The organism is Kibdelosporangium philippinense (assembly GCF_021390435.2).
Taxonomy (GTDB): Bacteria; Actinomycetota; Actinomycetes; order Mycobacteriales; family Pseudonocardiaceae; genus Kibdelosporangium; species Kibdelosporangium philippinense.
Window position 1 is genome coordinate 1345358 of the sequence record NZ_JAJVCN010000001.1, and the last position, 17897, is coordinate 1363254.

Sequence of the window (17897 nt, forward strand, 5' to 3'; positions counted from 1 at the left end):
CAGCTTGCCAGCAATAGTGCGAGAAGCACCAGAACGTGTTTTCCTGACCGTGTTTTGATCGCGGCTCCTATGCTACGAGTGCTGTGCTGTTGTTTTGGTAGAAATATCCGCAGAAGTTCGTGTAGTTTCCTCTGCAGCAGTTGTTGGGGGCGTACCCTTGGCCGTTGTATTGGTAAATACTGTTGCCGCAGTCGTCCGTGTATTTTGCTGGGGTTCCTCCTGGTTTGTGGCCCCACCACCAGTTTGGTTCGCCGGTCACCAGTCGATAGAAGTGGTAGTCCACGTTTGGCCAGATCACCAGGACTATGGTCAGTCCGTTGGTTTGGCAGCCGTCCTTCCAGCCGTCTGAGTACAGGCCTGCCGTCACTCCTCCGCAGGTGATCGACGTTGCGGGATTTCCGCTGCGCCTTCCGGGCAGTGCGTATCGGGAATTGGCGAGGTGGTTGCTTGCGAAGCAGTAGCAGTTGTTTCTTGTTACGTACGCCGGGTCGTTGAACAGGCTTGCGTTGGCGTTGAAGTAGTTCGATCCGCAGGCCCACCAGGTAGAGCCCTGGATGCCGGTTTCGTCGGGGCCGGTTGGGCCGTGTGGTTCTTCGGTGGTGTCAGGTGCGCTGTCGAAGGTCGCTGTTGGGTTCGCGGCTGTCCACGACGATTGCACGAGGCTGACGCCCTGGGTCGCCACCGATCGGACCTCGTCGCTTACGCCGAGGTCTCTGGAGTCGGCGGTGTGCAGGAGCCAGTCGGCGATGGGTGCTTCGGCTGAGGCCGGTTTGCTTCCCACCCGGAACGCCAGGGGCAGGGCGCGGCCCGCAGCGAATCGGGCCCTGGTCCACGAGCTTTCGTCCGATTTGATCAGCCGGACCACCAGGCCGCGGTAGCCGAGGCTGAACTGTTCGTCCTCTGTTGCCACCGGTGACAGCTGGGCTGGGTCGGCCATCACCCGCTGGATCAATTCGTCTTCTTCCGAACCGGACAATGTCCAGGTTGGATTCGGCATCCCGGAAAAGATGTCGAGTTCGATTTCGAGCATAGTCCCACCTCGCACCTGGGCATGACGTCTACGACCGCCGGGACGATCGAAATTCGTCCTTCGGCGACCTTGGCTGGCACGTGAGCTTCTTTATCCGGTATACACCGGTGATCTTCGGCAGGCCAGACCGGGCCGCTTTGTTGATCTACCGGACGGCTATCGGCGGCGCTTGGCAGAACGATTGAATCGCTTTTCGCGCTCGTGTCGGTTGGACATTTTCGAGCGCAGGGTGAGCTTTGCGGGTGTTTTCGGTTTCAGCGGTGGTTCGGGCAGCAATCTGGCGAACCGCGTCCCGGCGAAGTAGCCGATGGCCGCACCGACAATCGGGAAACCCATCAGCATCACGAAAAACAGCGCGCCGTCGTTCTTGGCCGGGAAATCCGCCTGCACGACCTCCCGGGCCGTGCTGACCCGCTTGCGGGGGACCTCGCGTTCGACAACATCCGCAGTCCCGGTGAGGTCGCGGACGGCGATCACACGTTCACCCACGGCGTTCGCCGAGCCGTCCCACTGAACCTGGGCGTCGCACGTCCACGTCATCCACAGGTACAAGGCGTCTCGGGAGCACGACTGAACCTGGGCTTTGCCGGTTCGCTGGGCCTGTGGGACTTCGCCGGTAGTGAGGCCCATCCGGTGCTGCACCGAGATGAACGCCCAGATGCCGAGCGCCACAAGCAGCCCGGCGAGGACAAAGGCAGGCCAGTGGTAGATCCGGCGATCTGAATTCACGCTCAGTCCTCGTCGGGGTTCACGGTTTCGTTGACTGCCTTCGTTCCTTCTTTGACCGTCTTCGTGCCCATGCCATCCAAGCGTTTGCCGATCGGCGAGTTGCCCATCCGCTCAACGTAGTCCGTGTACGCCTTGAGTTTGCCCGCGTTCGGCGCCAGCGCGTCGAGAGTCTTCGTGGTGTCCTTGATCGCCTTGTTCGCCGCGCGGCCCATCTCGGTCGACGTGCGGCCAAGCGACTTGGCCGCGTCAGCCGATTTGTCACCGAGCACGCGGTACTTGGCGACGAACTGCTGGATCGCTTGCAGCAGCTTGCCGACGCGTTTCTGCAGTTTGGCGGCCAGTTGGACCGCGTCGGCGATGACGCTGGCGATGAAGGCACCGACCGACGCGCCGAACGTGAACCAGGACGACGCCAGCGCAAGCAGGGCGCGGGTGATCACGTTGCTGATGAACGTCGCGATCATGTCGAAGATGATCGCCCGCGTTGTCGCGACGACGACGCCAGCGATTTTCACGCCGGAGGCCGCGTCTTCGGCCTGCTTCGCGATATGGCCGAGCGAGTCGATGTACGACTGCGCCAGCGCACGGTATTTCGTTGCCGCGTCACCCTGCCAGCCTTGGGTGAGCGTCATCGCGGTCTGGTACTCGTTGGTCGCGTCCACCAGCCGCTTGCCGATGTTCTGCCACGTCTCGGCGATCGCGTTGATCTGGCCGGGGTCGCCGGTCAGCACCTCGAGCGGTTCACGGATGAAGTCGAGGTGCTCCATCAGCCAGCCGACGCCGGCTTTCACCAGTTCGCCGAGCGGGTTCATCACCATCGACAGCGCGTCGAGACCGACCATCGCGCCATCGATCGTGAGCTCCTGCCAGTTGGAGTCGTTGCCGATGTCCTTGACCAGGTTGGCGACCGACTCGACACCACCGGTGCCTTCGAACCCGGTCTGCTCGGCTGGCTTCGCGATCAGGTCGTCCGCGCTCAACTCGTCCACCCCAGCTCGTCGTTCTGCGCTTTGATCTGCTGCTCGATGGTGTCGTAGTCGGTGATCGCGCGCTTGATCCCGTCGGCGAGCGCGGCCGCGAGATCCGCCGAACTCTGCAGCAGGTCGTCCATATCGCCTTGGAACGCCTGCAGCGCGGGGATCATCAGCGGCGAGCACAGCAGGCCGTACGCGCCCACCCCGCCGAGCCTGACCTGCTGACCTGCGGTGTTGGCCTCGCGGATGATGTCGGAGACGCCGCCGACTTTGCCTGCGTGCCGCGACAGCGAGCTTGGGTCTTTGATCTCGTAGCCGGGTGTGCTCACCTGCGATCACCTCCGTCGGAGAAGCCCTGGAAGCCTTCTTCGTCGTCGATCTCGGTCCGCGCGCCCCTGCCGAAGCCGTCGAGCCGCTCCTCCTGCTCGGTCGCGGGCAGCTCGGGCATGGACCGGCGGACGATGTCGAGCGCCTCGGAATCCTGGCCGACCAGGCTGGACATGATCTCCATGGTCTGCTCCGCGGCTTGCCGGGCGGCCTGGTTGTACGTGGTCAGGATCAGGCTGGCCAGCTGCCGGTGGCCCATCCGGCCGGCCGCAGGGGAGAGTGACAACGCTGTCATCCCGCCACCTGGGTTGACCGAGACCGTGACCGCCTGGTCCTGGCTGGTTCGGGTGACCGAGTTCTCCGCGAGCCTGGCCTGCGCGTCCTGCGCCTTGGCGAGCAAAGTCGCCGTGCGCTGCTCCTGCTCACGCATCCACTCGTGCGGATCACGGATGTTCCCGGCGAACGGCTCGGACAACAGTCCTCCTTGGACCGAATGGACGTCGATGCATCGGCAGCGTAACCAGCCGGTCCTTGTCCGCGGGCGGAAATCCCCAAAGTGGTGAATGTCCGATGAGGCCTGGTCCTTTATGGACCGCTACTCGAAGGCCGCCCTTTCAGTTCCACGGTCCTAACGGTTTCCGGTAGTCAATGGGCCTTCGACGCAGGAGGCCAACTCCTGCAGCGCCGCCTGCAGTCCTATGTCGACGGCCGTGCGAAGGGGCCTGGGCGCACCTCGGTGCGGCCGATGTTCGCGCTGCCGATGGGCGGGCGGATTTCCAGTGTCGCTGGATGCGATGCCAGCAGGTCCTCTTCCTCTGCCCGGCGGGCCTCGCGACTTAGCCACGTTTCGACGGCTCCTGGCGCGCGTCGGGCCAGCCAGCGCGACAGCACCAGACGTTCCCCAAAGGACGGTGGCGATACGGTTTGGTCCGCGCGTCGAGTGCGAAGGGCGATGATGTGCGTTGCCTTCTGGGCAATGGCTGTCCGGATGGGAATCGCTTCGCTCAACCCGGCGTCGATGAACTGTCGTCCGTCGATCTCGATCGGATCGCCTGCGAGCAAAGGCATCGCGGCGGACGCGCGAAGGGCGGCCTGCAAGCTTGTGTGGTCACGGATGTGCTTGTGCAGATCCGCGGCTTCTCCGGTGTGCGCGTCGGTGGCGATGGGGTGGAATTCGACCGGACTGTCCAGAATTTCCTGGAATCCCATGGGCACTGGTGGGTACCCCGCGTGGCCTCGGCACCTGCGTGCGCTTTCCGCTGGCTACGGGACCGCCGTGACGCCATGGTGGCCGCGCTCCGCAGGGACCTGCCGGAGTTCGCGCCCGATCGCGTACCGACTGGCGGCAACTACCTCTGGCTCGGGCTGCCTGCGGGTACTGATGAAACCGCCTTCGCAAGCGCGGCCTTGCGTGCGGGCGTTGCCGTGTCGACCGGCCGTGCCTACTTTGCCGCGGAGGCATCCGCGCCGCACCTACGTCTCGGCTTCGCCGACACCGTCAGCGCGGACGAGATCGCCGAGGGCGTCCGTCGCCTGGCTGTCGCGTGTGCTGAAACCGGTGTGACGGGTGGCTGACCAAATGGCTAATCTGGTCACTGGACCCGAGGAGGCGTGATGACCCAGTTGGCCGAGCAGGAGTCGGCGAGGGCCGCCCGTATCCTCGCCGCCGCCCGCGAACTGATCCTCAAGCGCGGCTTCAAAGCGGTCACCATTGCCGAGATCGCCGAGCGTGCCCACGTCGGCAAGGGCACTGTCTACCTGTACTGGAAGACGAAAGAGGATCTCGCGGTAGGACTGTTCGGTCGCGACTTCCTCGCGGCGATCGGCGAATGGGCCGAGTTGATCAAGGCTGATCCGGCGATGGCGACGCCGACCCGGTTGATCCCGCTGCTGCTGGGCTCGGTTGGCGATCACCCGTTCATGCACGGCATCCAGACCAACGACGAAGGTTTGCTCGGCGTGCTCGTCGGGGATCCGCGCACCAGGCAGCTGCTCGACACAGTCGGTCCTGGCGCGTTGGCGACCGAGGCTTTGCAGGTCTGGCGTATGCACGGGTTGGCTCGCACGGATTGGACGCTGTCGGACCAGGCGTACGCGCTCAGGGCGCTGATCCTCGGGTTCTTCACCCTTGGCGGCGACCAGCAGGCCCCTGACCTGGTCGTCGACGACCCCACGGCGGTGCTGGTGCAAGCCGTCACCAGGCTGCTCGGCCCGTTCACCGCGACCGAGGCCGACATCGAGGTCACGGCCAACGCTGCCGTGCGGCGTCTCGAGGAATACCGGGAGCAGATCCGCACGTCGCTCTGAACCGATCGATGTGTCCGAAATGACGCCGAATTCGCGCCAGATTCTGTCCGGCGCCGCCGCCGTTTTCGGAGCATTATTGACGCCTGTCATCTGACAAGGGAGACGGCGATGGGCAGCGTCAGTGCGGGCGGAGCAGGTTCCAGCGCGGTGGGAGGCAGTTCGCTGGTTGTCTGGCGGATTCTGAGTGCGCTGTTGCTTGTGGCGATGGGCGGGATCCACCTCTTTCTCGTCTTCGAGTGGGCCGACGGCCTGCTCGGTGTGCTGTTCGTGCTCAACGCGATCGGTGGGCTGATCCTGGCGATCGGGATGCTCGTCGGGCGGTTCCTGCCGCTGGTGAGCGTACTCAGCCTGGTGTTCATGGCCGGCACGCTGCTCGGGTTGATCCTCGCGCTGACCGTCGGGCTGTTCGGGATCACCGAGACGATGAGCGGTCAGTTGGTGTCGACGACGCTGATCGTCGAGTCGATCGGGATCATCGTCCTTGCTGTGACGACCATTCTGGCGTTCCGCAACCAGCGCGCGGGCTGAGTCCGGACTTCGGCGCGTCCCCCGACGACGATTCCGCGCGATAGGCTTGGCTCGTCGAAAGGGGACTCGTGCCGGGCTTCGTCTCATGAGGGTGGTCTTCTCGGAATGCGCGCCGAACTACGAGACTTATCTGGCGCCGTACCAGGTACTGGGGTTTCTGGACGAAGGTGAGTCGCCCGCTACCGCCTTCAGCCAAGGCATGTTGCCGGGCAATCGCGAGCTGACCAGGTTCTATCTGACGCGCAGCGTCCGAATCGACCTCGGCGAGTACTCCGAAAGCAAGCGTGAACGCTATGTCAGGCGGCAGTGTTCGACGCTGCGTCTTGACGTCTTCCCCAAGGCGGAATTGGCGGAGACGGACTCCTGGGTGAAAATGTGCCTCGGGTACATGAACGAGAGTCCGCAATGGGAGTCGCGGCGCGCGCGTCCGTTCGAACCCGAGGACGTCACCACACGTTTTGACATGGCGTTGGCGACGCATCTGCTGACGCTGACGGATACCTCCGACGGAACACCGGTCGCGCTGGCGATCCTGTATGTCGAGCCGCCCATTGCCTACTACGTCATGGCTTTCTACGACGCGCGATACCGCAACGTGAGCATCGGCTGGCACCTGATGAGCCGGGCGATCGGCGAGATGCAGCGCCAAGGACTTTCCCATGTATATCTGGGAACTTGTTACTACGAGGGCGCTTTGTACAAGACGAGGTTCGCCGGTCTTGAGTTCTTCGACGGCATCGGCTGGTCGGACGACCGGGACAGGCTTCGTTTCCTGTTGAGCCAGCAGGACAAGCTGAACGGCAGGCACATGTTCGAGTATCCGCCGTATCTCGAAGCCAACGGGCCGATCAAGGCCGATGACGCGGTCATGCGGCTACTCTGACGCAGCCTTGGCGAGAATGCGGATGCCACGGCGGATCTGATTCTCGGTGACGTTGCCGAAACCGAGTACCAGTGCAGGCGGAAGCGGGCTGGTTTCCATGAACCGGTACATGCCAAGGCCGTTGACCCGCACGCCCATGGTCGCCGCGGCCGCCACGACAGCGTGCTCGGAAGTCCCGTCGGGCAAGCGCAACAGGGCGTGACAACCGGCCGCTAGCCCGTGCAACCGGCCAGGTCCGAAGGCGCGTTCGGCTTCGGCTGCCAGCACATCCCGGCGGGCCCGGTAGATCTCCCGTACGCGTCGCAGGTGACGGTCGAACCGGCCGGATTCCATCAGCAGCGCCAACGCTTCCTGGTCAAGCCCAGGGGCGCCGCGGCTGCTGAGCCGTTTCTCTTCAACGATCCCTGCGACGAACCGTGCGGGCGCGAGAACCCAGCCCAGCCGGATCGCGGGTGCGATCGTCTTGCTGACTGATCCCAAAGCGATCACGCGGGCAGGGGTGAGACCCTGCAATGAGCCGACCGGTTGACGGTCGTAGCGGAATTCGGCGTCATAGTCGTCTTCGAGGATCACCCCGTCGACTTCATCCGCCCAGGCAACCAAATCGCGTCGGCGCGACGGGCCAAGCGCGACACCCGTGGGGCATTGGTGCGCAGGTGTCAACAACACCGCTCGTGCGCCGGTTTCGCGCAGGCGGCCGACGTCGATGCCATCGTCGTCGACGGGAACCGGTACGGCGTCCATGCCTGCACGGCGGGCGATGATGTCGTGCTCGCGGGGCCCGGGATCCTCCAACGCGATTCGCTGGATGCCTTGCTGCGCAAGGGTTGCGAGGGCGAAAGCCAGTCCCTGCCGGAAACCCGAAACGACGATGGTGTCCTCGGCGACCGCGCAACCCGACCGCACGCGGCGGTGGTACGCGGTCACGACCTCGCGAAGGTGCCTTGAACCGGCCGGATCCCTCGTCGCCCAACTCGGCGGTCGGCAGGGTCCGCGTCGCCTCCGACACCGCCCAGCTCCAGTCGGTCAAGGGGACCGAGCCGAGGTCGGGGATGCCGTACTCGAAGTCGGCAACGACCGGCTGGGACGACTCGGCCAAGGCCGCGACAACGCTGGGCGTTTGCTGCGTGGCGGGCATCGCGGCCACCCGTGTCCCGGAGCCGACCGCCGACTCGACGTACCCCTCGGCCAGCAGCTGCTCGTAGACCTCGACGACCGTGCCGCGTGCGACGCCGAGCAGCTCAGCCAGGCGCCGAGTGGACGGCAAACGCTCGCCAGCGCCGAGCCGTCGATCACGGATCGCCGCACGTAACTGGTCCTGGATCTGGATCCCGAGCGGACCGGCGCCGCGGTCGAGCGCCACCAGCAGGTCGGGACCGCCGCGGGCCCATTCCACCGTCATCGCACTAGTAGACCACCAAATGGTCCACTCCGGGGGTCCGCGAGTGGCCCTTCAGAGTGGACCGCCTCGGGGTCAGGCTTACCGCCATGAACCTCGGAATCCTCTTGGCCCTCACGTCAGCTCTCGCGTACGGCGCCTCGGACTTCATCGGCGGCGTCGGCTCGCGCAGGCACTCCTCGTGGCAGATCGTCCTGGTCGGACAGGCCGCTGGCGCGCTCGTCATGCTCGTCGCCGGTCTGCTGCTGCCGGGGAGCCCGGCCGCGTCGGATTTCGCCTGGGCGCTGCTGGCCGGAGTCGGCTCGGCGACCGGCAGCATCTTCCTGTTCCGCGGGCTCGCCCGTGGCCGGATGGGCCTTGTGGCACCGGTTTCCGCGGTCGGTGCGGCGATTCTCCCTGTGCTGGTTGGTGTTGCCTTCGGTGACCGTCCCAGTTGGCTTGTCTGGGTTGGCGTGCTCGTCGCACTTCCGGGGATTTGGTTGGTATCCCGCGAGACCACGTCAGAAATCGGTACCGGGGGAGCGTTTGTCGACGGCGCCATCGCAGGCGTGGGTTTCGGGGTCCTGTTCATCGCACTCGGCCAGATCTCGGCGGACGCCGGTCTGCTGCCGCTCGCCGCCAACCAACTGATCGGCGCGGTCCTGACCATCGTTGCCGCTACGAGCCTCCGGCAGGCATGGCGTCCGTCGCGTGGCGTGATCGGCTGGGGCAGTGCCTCCGGCGTGCTCGGCGCCTTGGGGACTCTTTCGTTCATGGTCGCCACTGGCGCGACCAGCCTCGGGATCGCTGGAGTGCTCGCTTCCCTTTATCCGGCCGTCACGGTATTGCTCGCGGCCGGCGTGCTCGGCGAGCGAATCAACAGTGGTCAACGAGCGGGCATCGGTATCTGCATCCTTGCCGTCGCAACCCTCGCTTTTGGCTGAACCTCCGGCTGAACCTAAAACAAAGGAGACAAGACAATGAACGACATCACATCGACCTGCACATCGAGCCGGTCCTGCTCGGCGACGGCGTCCGGCTCTACGAAAACCCGGCCACCCGTGCGGCCAATGCCACTGACTTAATTTAAGAGAGTGAGCACGGCGTACCCGCGCCACCGATGGACGGGACTGTCCACAGTGGCCTTCATTCAGGCCCATCACGGTCCGTGAGGGGAACCTTTGGCGCGTTGGACGCCGCGAAGGTGACCTTCACGGCGCCAACCCGGTTAACAGGAGTGACGTGCGGGGTAAGTGAGACTGATGTGACGATTAATCGTCCATTATGGACATCAACGGCACCGGCAATCGGCCCTGCGCCGCTCGCGACCAGCCGGAATGCTTAAGTCAGTGGCATTGCCCGTGCGACATCCCGCCTTTCTGACAAAGGTAATCCGCGGCATTTAATTGCCAATGGGAAGTTGCTTTTCCGGGTGGTAATCGGCATACACCGAAAGAATGGCCGAAAATCGGGCAGATCGACTGGTTTTGTGCAGTTCGTGAACCTTCTCCTCGGTTAGCTGGGCACTCGGTCGTGTCGAAAAGTGCATCGAGCCGGGCCAGGGCTAAAGCAAAGTCGGTTGATCTTGGGAGTGGTGGGGCGGGGTGAGGTTTTCCCTGGTGGGTAAGGAGATGCGGCCCTTCGATGGGACGATGTGAGTTCTCACGCTCTTGATCGTCTGTCGAAAGGCCGCTGGTGTCAGTGTCGCATGCCGTCTGCGTACCCGTCGATGCGTCGGTCATGATGGGCTCGGCTGAGCTAGCCGACTTGGTCGCGTTGCTGGGCAAGGTCGCCGATCCCCGTAAACGCCGGGGGATTCGGCATCACATCGCCACGGTGCTGGCCGTGACGGTGCTGGCGGTATTGGCGGGGGCGAAGAACTACCGGGAGGCCGGTGACCGGGCCGAGGACTTGCCGCAGGAGTTGCTGGAGCTGGTCGGGGCGCGGCGGAGCGTCCTATCGGGACGGCGTGTGGCGCCGAGCGCGGACACGATCCGCCGGGTGGTCGAGTCGGTGGACGCCGAGGCCGCCGACAGGCTGGTGTGCCACTGGCTGGCTGATCGAGCGATGGCCCTGGCCGGCGACGACGGCTGTGCTGGCTTCGACGGGGTGGCCATCGACGGCAAGGCCGTGCGTAATTCCGGTGGTGTGCGCCTGTTCTCGGCGATGCGTCACGGCCAGGCGGTGGTCATCTCGCAGATCCGGGTCCCCGACGAGACGACCGAGACCACGCAGGTCAAGTCGTTGCTCACGGGTATGGATCTGGCGGGTGCGGTGGTCACGGCCGATGCCGCGCACACCCAGCGCGACACCGCGCGGCACCTGGTGTCCGACAAGCAGGCGGACTACGTGCTTGCTGTCAAAGGCAACCAGCCGACCCTGTTGGCCCAGGTCCAAGCCCTGCTGCCGCCTGCTGCCCCAGGGTCGGAGGACCATGTGGACGACGAGCGCAGCCACGGGCGGATCACCCGCCGGGCCATCTGGGCGACCGTCGCCGAGGGCGTCGATTTCCCTCATGCCGCCCAGGTCTTCCGCATCCGCCGGGACGTGTTCAACCTCGCCGGGCAACGCGTCCACAAAGAGATCGCATACGGCGTGACCAGCCTGAACACCGAGCGAGCGTCCGCTCGGGACATTGGTGGCCTGGTACGGGGTCAGTGGGGCATCGAGAACAAAATCCACTGGGTCCGCGACGTCGTGTTCGCTGAGGACCACCAGCACGCCTACACCGGCAACGGTGCTCACGCCATGGCCATGCTCCGCAATCTGGCCATCGGCCTGATCCGCCTGGCTGGACTCACCGAGATCAAACGCACCCTGGAATGGATCGCCGCCGACCGCATGAGAATCCTCCCGCTCCTGGCCGCATCTACCCCCTGAACAGCAACAACGACTTTGCTATTGCCCTGCGAGCCGGGCCGGATGTTGACGCTTCGCGGCCTGGCCGTCGACAGTGCCTTCCGGGGAAACGGGTAACGAAATCCTGAACGGAATTCAACTTGCGCTCGAAGGGAATCTCCATGTCGATTCGAACGTTCATACCGCGCGTTCTGCTCTGTACGGCGGCGGTGACGACTGCCGCCGTGCCGCTGACGATCGCGTCCGCGCAGGCCGCGCAAACCATTGCCGACACGTCCTTCAGACTCGGTGAACAAGCCAAGGTGCGGGCCGACGCCGAGGCGCACGGCAGCACCGCCAGTTTCTTCGCCGACCAGATGCCAGCCGTCAAGGTCGAGAACTGGGGCACCGCCCAGGGCGCGATCGGCACGTACTTCAACGCCGACACCAACTCCTACGTCGTCGCGTTGCCGAAGACAGCACCAGCGGCCTTGCCGGCGGACTTCGGCGGACAGCCGGTAACCATCAAGCACAGCACCAAATCCAAGGCTGACGTCGACGACACCGAGTCGCAGGTCATCAAGTTCGCGCAGGGCGCGGGCCACGCCAACGCGTTCACCTTCGACTACGACGCCGACAAGGACGCGGTGCTTGTCACGACCGACGCACCGCCCGAAGTGCAGTCCGCGCTGCACCAAGCCGTGCCGCAGGTCGTGATCGAATCCTCGCCGACGACGTTCCGGCAGGAATCGGCCGACCAGTTCAACGACAAGACCCCGCACTACGGCGGCGCCCGCATCACCACGCAGACCATCGGCAACTGCACCAGCGGATTCTCGATGGTGAACAGGAACGCCGCCCGCACGCCATACTCGGTGACCGCGGCGCACTGCACCGCACTGCACTACAACGTCGCTTCCGGCCAGTACTTCTTCGGTCAGGTGAGCTCGATTCCGCAGCCAGGCACGTACGACGTCGCGAAGATCGAGGGCTGCTGCGTCCCGCAGAACTACGTGGGCCTGCTCTACCGGTCCCGGTACGACAGCACCCAGGTCAACGGCGCGAGCGACCCGACGACCGGACATCTCGGCCTGAACGGCGTGTGTGTGGCGGGTGGCTTCACCGGTGAGCGGTGTGGCGCGTCGGTCGTCTCGCTGAACACCACTGTCTGCGTCCCGTTCTATGGGTGTATTCACGGCCTGATCAAGTACAACAAGAACAACAACGACGCGATGACCCAGCCAGGTGACTCCGGCGCGCCCGTGTACTACCACGAAGGGCATACCGGACTCGCCCACATCATCGGCATGCACCTCGGCGCGGGCACGAAGAACAACATCTGGTCCGGTTACGCCGAGAAGTACAGCTCGGTTTCCTACGTTACGAACGGCGACATCCGGCGCTTCACCGGCTGACCGTCGTCACCCTCGGCCAGCGCGATCCCGCGCTGGCCGGGAGGATGGTCCGATGTCACGAGAAGAACCGTATTCCGGGCAGCGTCAGGCGGCCTGGTACGAGAACTGGACCGACGTACCGGACTCACCGTGGCGCGACCGGCCAGCACCGGACTACGAGTACGAGTACCGCACGCTGACCTACGAACGCGACGGCCGGATCGCCCGGATCACGTTCAACCGCCCGGAAAAGGGCAACGCGATCACCGCGGACACGCCAGTGGATCTTGCGCACGCGGTCGAGCGCGCCGATCTGGATCCGCGCGTGCATGTCATCGTTGTTTCCGGGCGTGGCAAGGGTTTCTGTGGTGGCTACGACCTGGAGATGTTCGCCGAGAAGGGAAGGGCGCCTGACGGTCCGGACGAGGTGAGCGGCACCGAAGTGGACCCGGCCGTGCAGGCAGCGAACCATAACCCCTGGGGCACATGGGATCCGATGCTCGACTACGCGATGATGAGCCGGTTCAACCGGGGTTTCGCGAGCCTGATGCACGCGAACAAGCCGACCGTGGCGAAACTGCACGGGTTCGCTGTCGCGGGTGGAACGGACATCGCCTTGTTCAGCGATCAGATCATCTGCGCCGACGACACCAAGATCGGATACCCGCCAACCAGGGTGTGGGGAGTTCCGGCCGCGGGAATGTGGGCGCACCGACTCGGTGACCAGCGGGCGAAACGGCTGCTGTTCACCGGTGACTGCATCAGCGGCAAACAGGCCGCCGAGTGGGGACTGGCCGTGGAGTCGTGCCCCGCCGAGGAACTCGACGCCCGCACCGAGGCACTGCTCGAACGTATCGCCCGGATGCCGGTCAACCAGCTGATGATGGTCAAGCTCGCGCTGAACTCGGCGCTGCATTCCCAAGGTGTCGCGAACTCCGGGATGGTCAGCACTGTTTTCGACGGTATCTCCCGCCATACCCGTGAGGGCTACGCGTTCCAGCTTCGCGCTGCCACGGTGGGATTTCGCGAGGCAGTACGTGAACGTGACGAGCCATACGGCGATCACAAACGCTGACCGTGGCCTGACAGCAAACCGACAGGCTCCGTGCCCGGCCCCGATGTCTATGCTCAGCGCCGGACCGTGGGCTGCCGGTCGTGGGCCGGTGCCACTCTCGCAAATCTGTTGGGAGCAGCCATGACGGAGATCCGGAAGTACTTGGCCGAAGAGGTCGCGGAAGACCTCGCTGACGGCCAGCCCCACCTGCGGCCGTGTCCACCTTTCCTGAAGCGTGTGTCCACCATTGCGGCACAGTGTGTTGACCGTTGCTGAAGCGTGTGTCCACCGTTGCTTGCGGCCGTGTTCACCTTTGCTTGCCGGCGTTTGCGCTGGGGACTTCATCTCAGGCCATCTCTTTGGACACGCGCACTTCGTGCAGGATCCGGCGGGGTTAGTACGGCAGCAGCCATTCGTTAGCTGACCTGGGTGATCTTGATGTCGCGGGCGAGTCTGGCGCGTTTGTGGAACCAGCGTGATCGTGCTTGATGCCTGCGGCGCCAGTTCACCCAGTGGGTTGCGTGTCCAGGTGGTCGGGGTGTGGTGGTGCCGGCGATCAGATGCTTGATTTCGGGGATGGTGAGCGGGATCAGGCCGGGATCAGCGGGTGGGAGCTGGTCGGGGTGTAGGGGTTCGGGGGCTTGACTGTCGGTGCGGTCGCGGAGCAGTGCGGCGGTGACCGCGCAGACCGCAAGAGCGGCGCATACAAGCACGGCGTGTCGGGCGATCGCGGTGTAGAGCCTGACCTGAGCCTGGTCCAGGCCGAAACAGTCTTTGCCGAACTCGAATCCTTCCTCGACAGGCCAACGCAGCCCGGCGGCGCGGATCAGCCGGGTCTTGGTGAGCAGTGCGCTTTCGGGCACGTAGCAGTAGTGGAAGGCCAACTCGCCGGTGCGCAGGTGTTTGCGGATGAGGAGGTAGTGGCGGGCCGAGTTGGTGGCGATCCAGGCCCAGGCATACCACCGGTCGCCTTTGGAGCCCTTGCCGGCCGAGCGGATTTCCCACTGTCGCTCGCGTTTCAGCAATGTCTTCGTGGCCTGGTCGCAGGACAGCTCCATGCCGCTGGACAGGATGATCCGGAAGTTCTTCTGAACCCGCAGCACATAGGCTTGCTTGTCGGCCTCGAAGTGGGCCCGCAACTCGGTGCAGCTGCCGTAAACCTCGTCCCCGCAGTAGAAATCAGGCCGGAACCCGTCCGCGGCCACCGTCGTGCAGATGTCGATGGCCAACTGTCCTTTGGTGCGGAACGTCAGATCCAGGGGAAGCGCCGAGCGCAGCGACGTCACCGGGTCGCTGATGTGCTCTTCGGGAATCCACTGTTGGAACCCGATCAACGCATGCCCGACACCTTCGCGCACATAGGACAGGTGCACCGTGTTGATCCCGTTCTCCACCCGACCCGCGCAGCCCAGATGCTGCCGTTTGACACCCGCGGTGGCTTCACCTTTCTTCTGCTGCCCCGTCTCATCCAGCGCCCCGATCACCAACTTCCCGCGCCGGCGCCCGCCCTTGCGGGCCGCTTCCTCCAACCCGGACACCGCGAACCGCCGGATCTGCGCCATCGCCTCGGCCTCGTCCCACACCGCCCGGTTCAGCAGCCGCTGCGTCCGATCCGGTGTCCGGTCCCCGACATACTCAGCGATGGTCCAGCCGTTCCGTTTCGGCAGCTCGCTTGTCACCGCCCGCACGTACTTACGCGCCTGCACGAACGGCTCGATCCGCCGAAAACACGAACGCAGCCGTTCGGACAGCTCACCCAGTTTCCGCCCAGCCAACCGAGCACCTATCCTGGCAGCCGCAGCCGCCTGCGATCCTGTAGTTCTCACAAACACATGATCAACAGGCGGCTGCCCCATGTCGCCACCGGCCCCAGCTACACATCCCCACAGGTCACAACCCGAATGGCTGCTGCCGTATTAGGCCAGCGGGAGGTGGACAAACTTTCGAAGTGTTTGTCTCGGCTCTTGGCCTGACGCTGGTGGGGAGGTGGGTGAGAGGCAGGGTTTGGTGACTTGGGTGGCTGGTTGTAGTCGGGCTGGGTGGAGTGCTGTGCCGTTTGGGTGGTTGCGAACTAGATTTGTCCGCTCTTTGTGGGGAGTTTTCCCTTGAGGGTGGACAAACTTGTGTCTACTGAGGTGTCATTGTGGTGCTCTTTGCGGAGTTTTGTTTGATTATGTTGGACGTTCAATGGTGAGGTCCGATGATTAAACATATACCTAGAGTGACCACGTTGGTTGCGGCGGGCGTTTTGTTTGCTTCGGGGATCGGCGCCGTGCCACCCAGCGTCACTGCTGCCGCCACCGCTCCTGTCCCCGCCGCCGTGACTCCTGGCGATGACTTGGCGCTGACACCGCCCATGGGCTTCAACAACTGGAATTCGACCGATTGCCGAGCCGAGTTCAACGAGGCGATGGTCAAGGGCATCGCCGACATCTTCGTTTCGAAGGGCTTGAAGGCGGCGGGCTACCAGTATGTCAACCTCGACGACTGCTGGGCGCTGCCCCAGCGCGGACCCGATGGCAATCTCGTCGCCGATCCCGTGCGTTTTCCCAACGGCATCAAGCATGTCGCCGATTATGTCCACTCGAAGGGGCTGAAGTTCGGCATCTATACCAGCGCTGGCACCAAAACGTGTGCCGACAACGGTTTTCCTGGCGCTCTCGGCTTTGAGCAGAAGGACGCCGACTTGTTCGCGTCGTTCGGTGTGGACTATCTGAAGTACGACATTTGAAACCTGGACGTTCTCATCAGCGAAGTATCGGAGCCATACCGGCTCAGACATGCTGGTTAGGTCCTGTTGTGTCCCGATGCGTCCCGCGTGGTCCCGGCCTGCGACGGCCTGTGCACGGCCTGATCTTGAACCCTTGCCGGTGGTCGGCCGGAATATTCCAGTGAGCTCGTGGGCCGTCCACAGTGTCATCTGGTTGGGGCTGATCTCACGGGTCCGGTACATGGTGTCCTCCTGGCAGTCGTCGCGTGATCGAAGTGGTTGGGTGGGTCCCTGCTCGACCCCCTTCCCCTCACCCCTGCCGCCAGTTAGCACCGGGACGTCGTTGTCAAGGGTGGTCGCTTGCGGCCATTGCGCAGCAACGCCGTAGGCGCCCTTGATGGCGGCGGCCTGGTGTTAAACGATCAATAGGGAGGGACCGCCCAGGTGGCTATTTCTCGTCCCACGGCTACTACGTCGACGGGCGACGATTGGCCCGCCTCCCTGAGGCAATTCCGCGGTGACTTCTACGCTCTGACCTGCGTCGATTCGCCGGTTTCTCTACAGCGCTGCGCGCCGCTGTCGGCACGGGTACTCACGCGGGCGGCTCGGGGTCCAGCCGGTCGACCGACCGGGCGGAGCGGAGCGGGAGCCCGGTCGTGTCGGGATGGATTGGCCCGTGCCGCCAAGCGTGACGCGCGCCGCCGACGGCGGCGCGCCTTGATCCCATAGAGCCAAATTCGGCAACACACGACGTACATATGCAGGTCGACAACGTTGAGGGCACAGTAGTCGTAGGACAACGACGTACATATGTGTCGAGTGTCGGCTCATGTGACATGCCGGTCTCAGTTGATGTGTAACGTGGGGTTGATCGTTGACTACTGATCACTGTCCTGTTAGGACCGTGATCGAAGGCCAGGATTGGCTTTGGTGGAGTTTGTCCTGTTTCCCGCATCGAACTCGAACGCCTCCGCTTGCCACTCCCGACCGCTTCACATGGCACGGACGTCGCGACCACGCCCCGCTCCTCCTCGCCACCCAGGCCGGGGTTCAAGTTTCCGAGATCACCGGGCTCACGTCAACGATCTCCACCTGGAAATCGGTGCGCACGTGTACTGCCGGGGCAAAGGCCTCAAAGACCGGTGACCCCACCGTGAAGAAGTCTTTAATGTTTTATTACCTTTGGAACTTTGAGGCATTTTCAGATGTCAAAAAGTGCAACATTCAACACCTTGAACTTCCCCAGCCGAAAGCCAAAGAAGTAAGCTCATTTTGCCAGATCAAATTTGGGAAGGAAATGTTGAATATGAGACGCACCCTGATTGCGCTTACAACCTCATTGCTAACGCTAAGTGGCCTTTTTGGCATAGCGGGAGAATCGTCGGCAGGCAAAAATGGACAGCAACTCATGATGTGCGTCGATCCGCATAGCCATCCCGACTTTGCCAACTTGATCTTTATTGGCACAAACGAAAAAGGGTGGACAAATATTCAGACTGAACACCTCCCGTTTGAGCAGATTTGGGATAACCCATGGCCGGGTACCGTATGCGCGCGGAAACCTGGATGGTGGTGGGTCGGCAACGTCCAGGTGAACGCATACAATAGCAATAACCAATACCTCACCTTTTATCGCATAGATGTACCAAGGGTTAAGGTTGGCTCAGATTGGGCAGGTGCTCCTATACCGTGAAATTCACCGTGAATCGATACCCTGTGGCGTCAAGCCGCTACAGATCTTGAAA

At 63.7% G+C, this 17897-nt stretch carries 18 protein-coding genes and 2 pseudogenes; 11 read left to right on the forward strand and 9 right to left on the reverse strand.

All coding sequences use genetic code 11. The features are described 5' to 3' along the window. Positions 1 to 67: 67 nt before the first annotated feature. The 6 genes from LWC34_RS06155 to LWC34_RS06180 form a co-directional block, all read right to left on the reverse strand. On the reverse strand, positions 68 to 1030 hold the full coding sequence (locus tag LWC34_RS06155) for a hypothetical protein (RefSeq protein WP_233723529.1): 963 nt from the start codon (positions 1028 to 1030) through the stop codon (positions 68 to 70). Positions 1031 to 1186: 156 nt separating this feature from the next. Next, positions 1187 to 1759, reverse strand: coding sequence for a DUF6346 domain-containing protein (locus LWC34_RS06160; RefSeq protein ID WP_233723531.1), 573 nt, complete (start codon positions 1757 to 1759; stop codon positions 1187 to 1189). Between the two features lie 2 nt (positions 1760 to 1761). Beyond that, complete coding sequence (locus LWC34_RS06165; RefSeq protein ID WP_233723533.1) at positions 1762 to 2748, reverse strand: WXG100 family type VII secretion target; 987 nt, start codon at positions 2746 to 2748, stop codon at positions 1762 to 1764. Further along, complete coding sequence (locus LWC34_RS06170; RefSeq protein ID WP_233723535.1) at positions 2736 to 3062, reverse strand: ESX-1 secretion-associated protein; 327 nt, start codon at positions 3060 to 3062, stop codon at positions 2736 to 2738. The genes LWC34_RS06165 and LWC34_RS06170 overlap by 13 nt, the downstream gene beginning before the upstream one ends. Further along, entirely contained in the window at positions 3059 to 3535 is a 477-nt protein-coding gene (locus tag LWC34_RS06175; protein WP_233723537.1) for a YbaB/EbfC family nucleoid-associated protein, read from the reverse strand. Before LWC34_RS06175 ends, LWC34_RS06170 begins: the two co-directional genes overlap by 4 nt. A 221-nt stretch (positions 3536 to 3756) precedes the next feature. Beyond that, positions 3757 to 4269 (reverse strand): patatin-like phospholipase family protein, encoded by a 513-nt coding sequence (locus LWC34_RS06180; RefSeq protein ID WP_233723539.1) that lies wholly within the window; start codon positions 4267 to 4269, stop codon positions 3757 to 3759. Positions 4270 to 4290: 21 nt separating this feature from the next. Between LWC34_RS06180 and LWC34_RS06185 the strand changes: the two genes are divergently transcribed. The 4 genes from LWC34_RS06185 to LWC34_RS06200 all read left to right on the forward strand — a co-directional run bounded on the left by LWC34_RS06185 (position 4291) and on the right by LWC34_RS06200 (position 6778). Then, the gene (locus tag LWC34_RS06185) at positions 4291 to 4635 is read left to right on the forward strand and encodes an aminotransferase-like domain-containing protein (RefSeq protein WP_233723541.1); all 345 of its coding nucleotides are present in this window, start codon (positions 4291 to 4293) and stop codon (positions 4633 to 4635) included. Between the two features lie 39 nt (positions 4636 to 4674). Then, complete coding sequence (locus LWC34_RS06190; RefSeq protein WP_233723543.1) at positions 4675 to 5367, forward strand: TetR/AcrR family transcriptional regulator; 693 nt, start codon at positions 4675 to 4677, stop codon at positions 5365 to 5367. 108 nt (positions 5368 to 5475) lie between these two features. Further along, positions 5476 to 5895, forward strand: a complete 420-nt coding sequence (locus LWC34_RS06195; protein ID WP_233723545.1) for a hypothetical protein — start codon at positions 5476 to 5478, stop codon at positions 5893 to 5895. An 85-nt stretch (positions 5896 to 5980) separates the two neighbouring features. Continuing rightward, on the forward strand, positions 5981 to 6778 hold the full coding sequence (locus LWC34_RS06200; RefSeq protein WP_233723547.1) for a GNAT family N-acetyltransferase: 798 nt from the start codon (positions 5981 to 5983) through the stop codon (positions 6776 to 6778). On the opposite strand, the gene LWC34_RS06205 is transcribed toward LWC34_RS06200, so the two are convergent. Then, positions 6770 to 7705, reverse strand: coding sequence for an aminotransferase-like domain-containing protein (locus tag LWC34_RS06205; protein ID WP_233723549.1), 936 nt, complete (start codon positions 7703 to 7705; stop codon positions 6770 to 6772). The genes LWC34_RS06200 and LWC34_RS06205 overlap by 9 nt on opposite strands. A gap of 17 nt (positions 7706 to 7722) precedes the next feature. On the opposite strand from LWC34_RS06205, the gene LWC34_RS06210 reads away from it, so the two are divergent. Continuing rightward, on the forward strand, positions 7723 to 7983 hold the full coding sequence (locus LWC34_RS06210) for a hypothetical protein (protein ID WP_233726475.1): 261 nt from the start codon (positions 7723 to 7725) through the stop codon (positions 7981 to 7983). On the opposite strand, the pseudogene LWC34_RS06215 reads toward LWC34_RS06210, so the two are convergent. Next, positions 7983 to 8180, reverse strand: a pseudogene (locus tag LWC34_RS06215) (GntR family transcriptional regulator); the annotation flags it as partial. The gene LWC34_RS06210 and the pseudogene LWC34_RS06215 sit on opposite strands and share 1 nt — an antisense overlap. Positions 8181 to 8266: 86 nt before the next feature. Between LWC34_RS06215 and LWC34_RS06220 the strand changes: the two are divergent. The 4 genes from LWC34_RS06220 to LWC34_RS06235 all read left to right on the forward strand — a co-directional run bounded on the left by LWC34_RS06220 (position 8267) and on the right by LWC34_RS06235 (position 13463). After that, positions 8267 to 9100, forward strand: coding sequence for a DMT family transporter (locus tag LWC34_RS06220; protein ID WP_233723551.1), 834 nt, complete (start codon positions 8267 to 8269; stop codon positions 9098 to 9100). Between the two features lie 751 nt (positions 9101 to 9851). Further along, positions 9852 to 11036, forward strand: coding sequence for an ISAs1 family transposase (locus tag LWC34_RS06225; RefSeq protein WP_233722717.1), 1185 nt, complete (start codon positions 9852 to 9854; stop codon positions 11034 to 11036). A 140-nt stretch (positions 11037 to 11176) separates the two neighbouring features. Beyond that, on the forward strand, positions 11177 to 12409 hold the full coding sequence (locus tag LWC34_RS06230; RefSeq protein ID WP_233723553.1) for a chymotrypsin family serine protease: 1233 nt from the start codon (positions 11177 to 11179) through the stop codon (positions 12407 to 12409). 52 nt (positions 12410 to 12461) lie between these two features. Next, on the forward strand, positions 12462 to 13463 hold the full coding sequence (locus LWC34_RS06235; RefSeq protein ID WP_233723555.1) for a crotonase/enoyl-CoA hydratase family protein: 1002 nt from the start codon (positions 12462 to 12464) through the stop codon (positions 13461 to 13463). Between the two features lie 395 nt (positions 13464 to 13858). Here LWC34_RS06235 and LWC34_RS06240 read toward each other — a convergent pair whose 3' ends face one another. Beyond that, positions 13859 to 15202 carry an IS701 family transposase gene (locus tag LWC34_RS06240; RefSeq protein ID WP_443667751.1) on the reverse strand — a complete coding sequence of 448 codons (1344 nt, stop codon included), beginning with the start codon at positions 15200 to 15202 and terminating at the stop codon, positions 13859 to 13861. Positions 15203 to 15798: 596 nt separating this feature from the next. Between LWC34_RS06240 and LWC34_RS06245 the strand changes: the two are divergent. Together LWC34_RS06245 and LWC34_RS06250 are read left to right on the forward strand one after the other, a co-directional pair. Then, positions 15799 to 16167 (forward strand): annotated as a pseudogene (locus LWC34_RS06245) (glycoside hydrolase family 27 protein); the annotation flags it as partial. An 889-nt stretch (positions 16168 to 17056) separates the two neighbouring features. Further along, positions 17057 to 17845: a hypothetical protein gene (locus tag LWC34_RS06250; protein WP_233723557.1), complete on the forward strand. Its 789-nt coding sequence runs from the start codon at positions 17057 to 17059 to the stop codon at positions 17843 to 17845. The last annotated feature ends 52 nt before the right edge of the window (positions 17846 to 17897 follow it).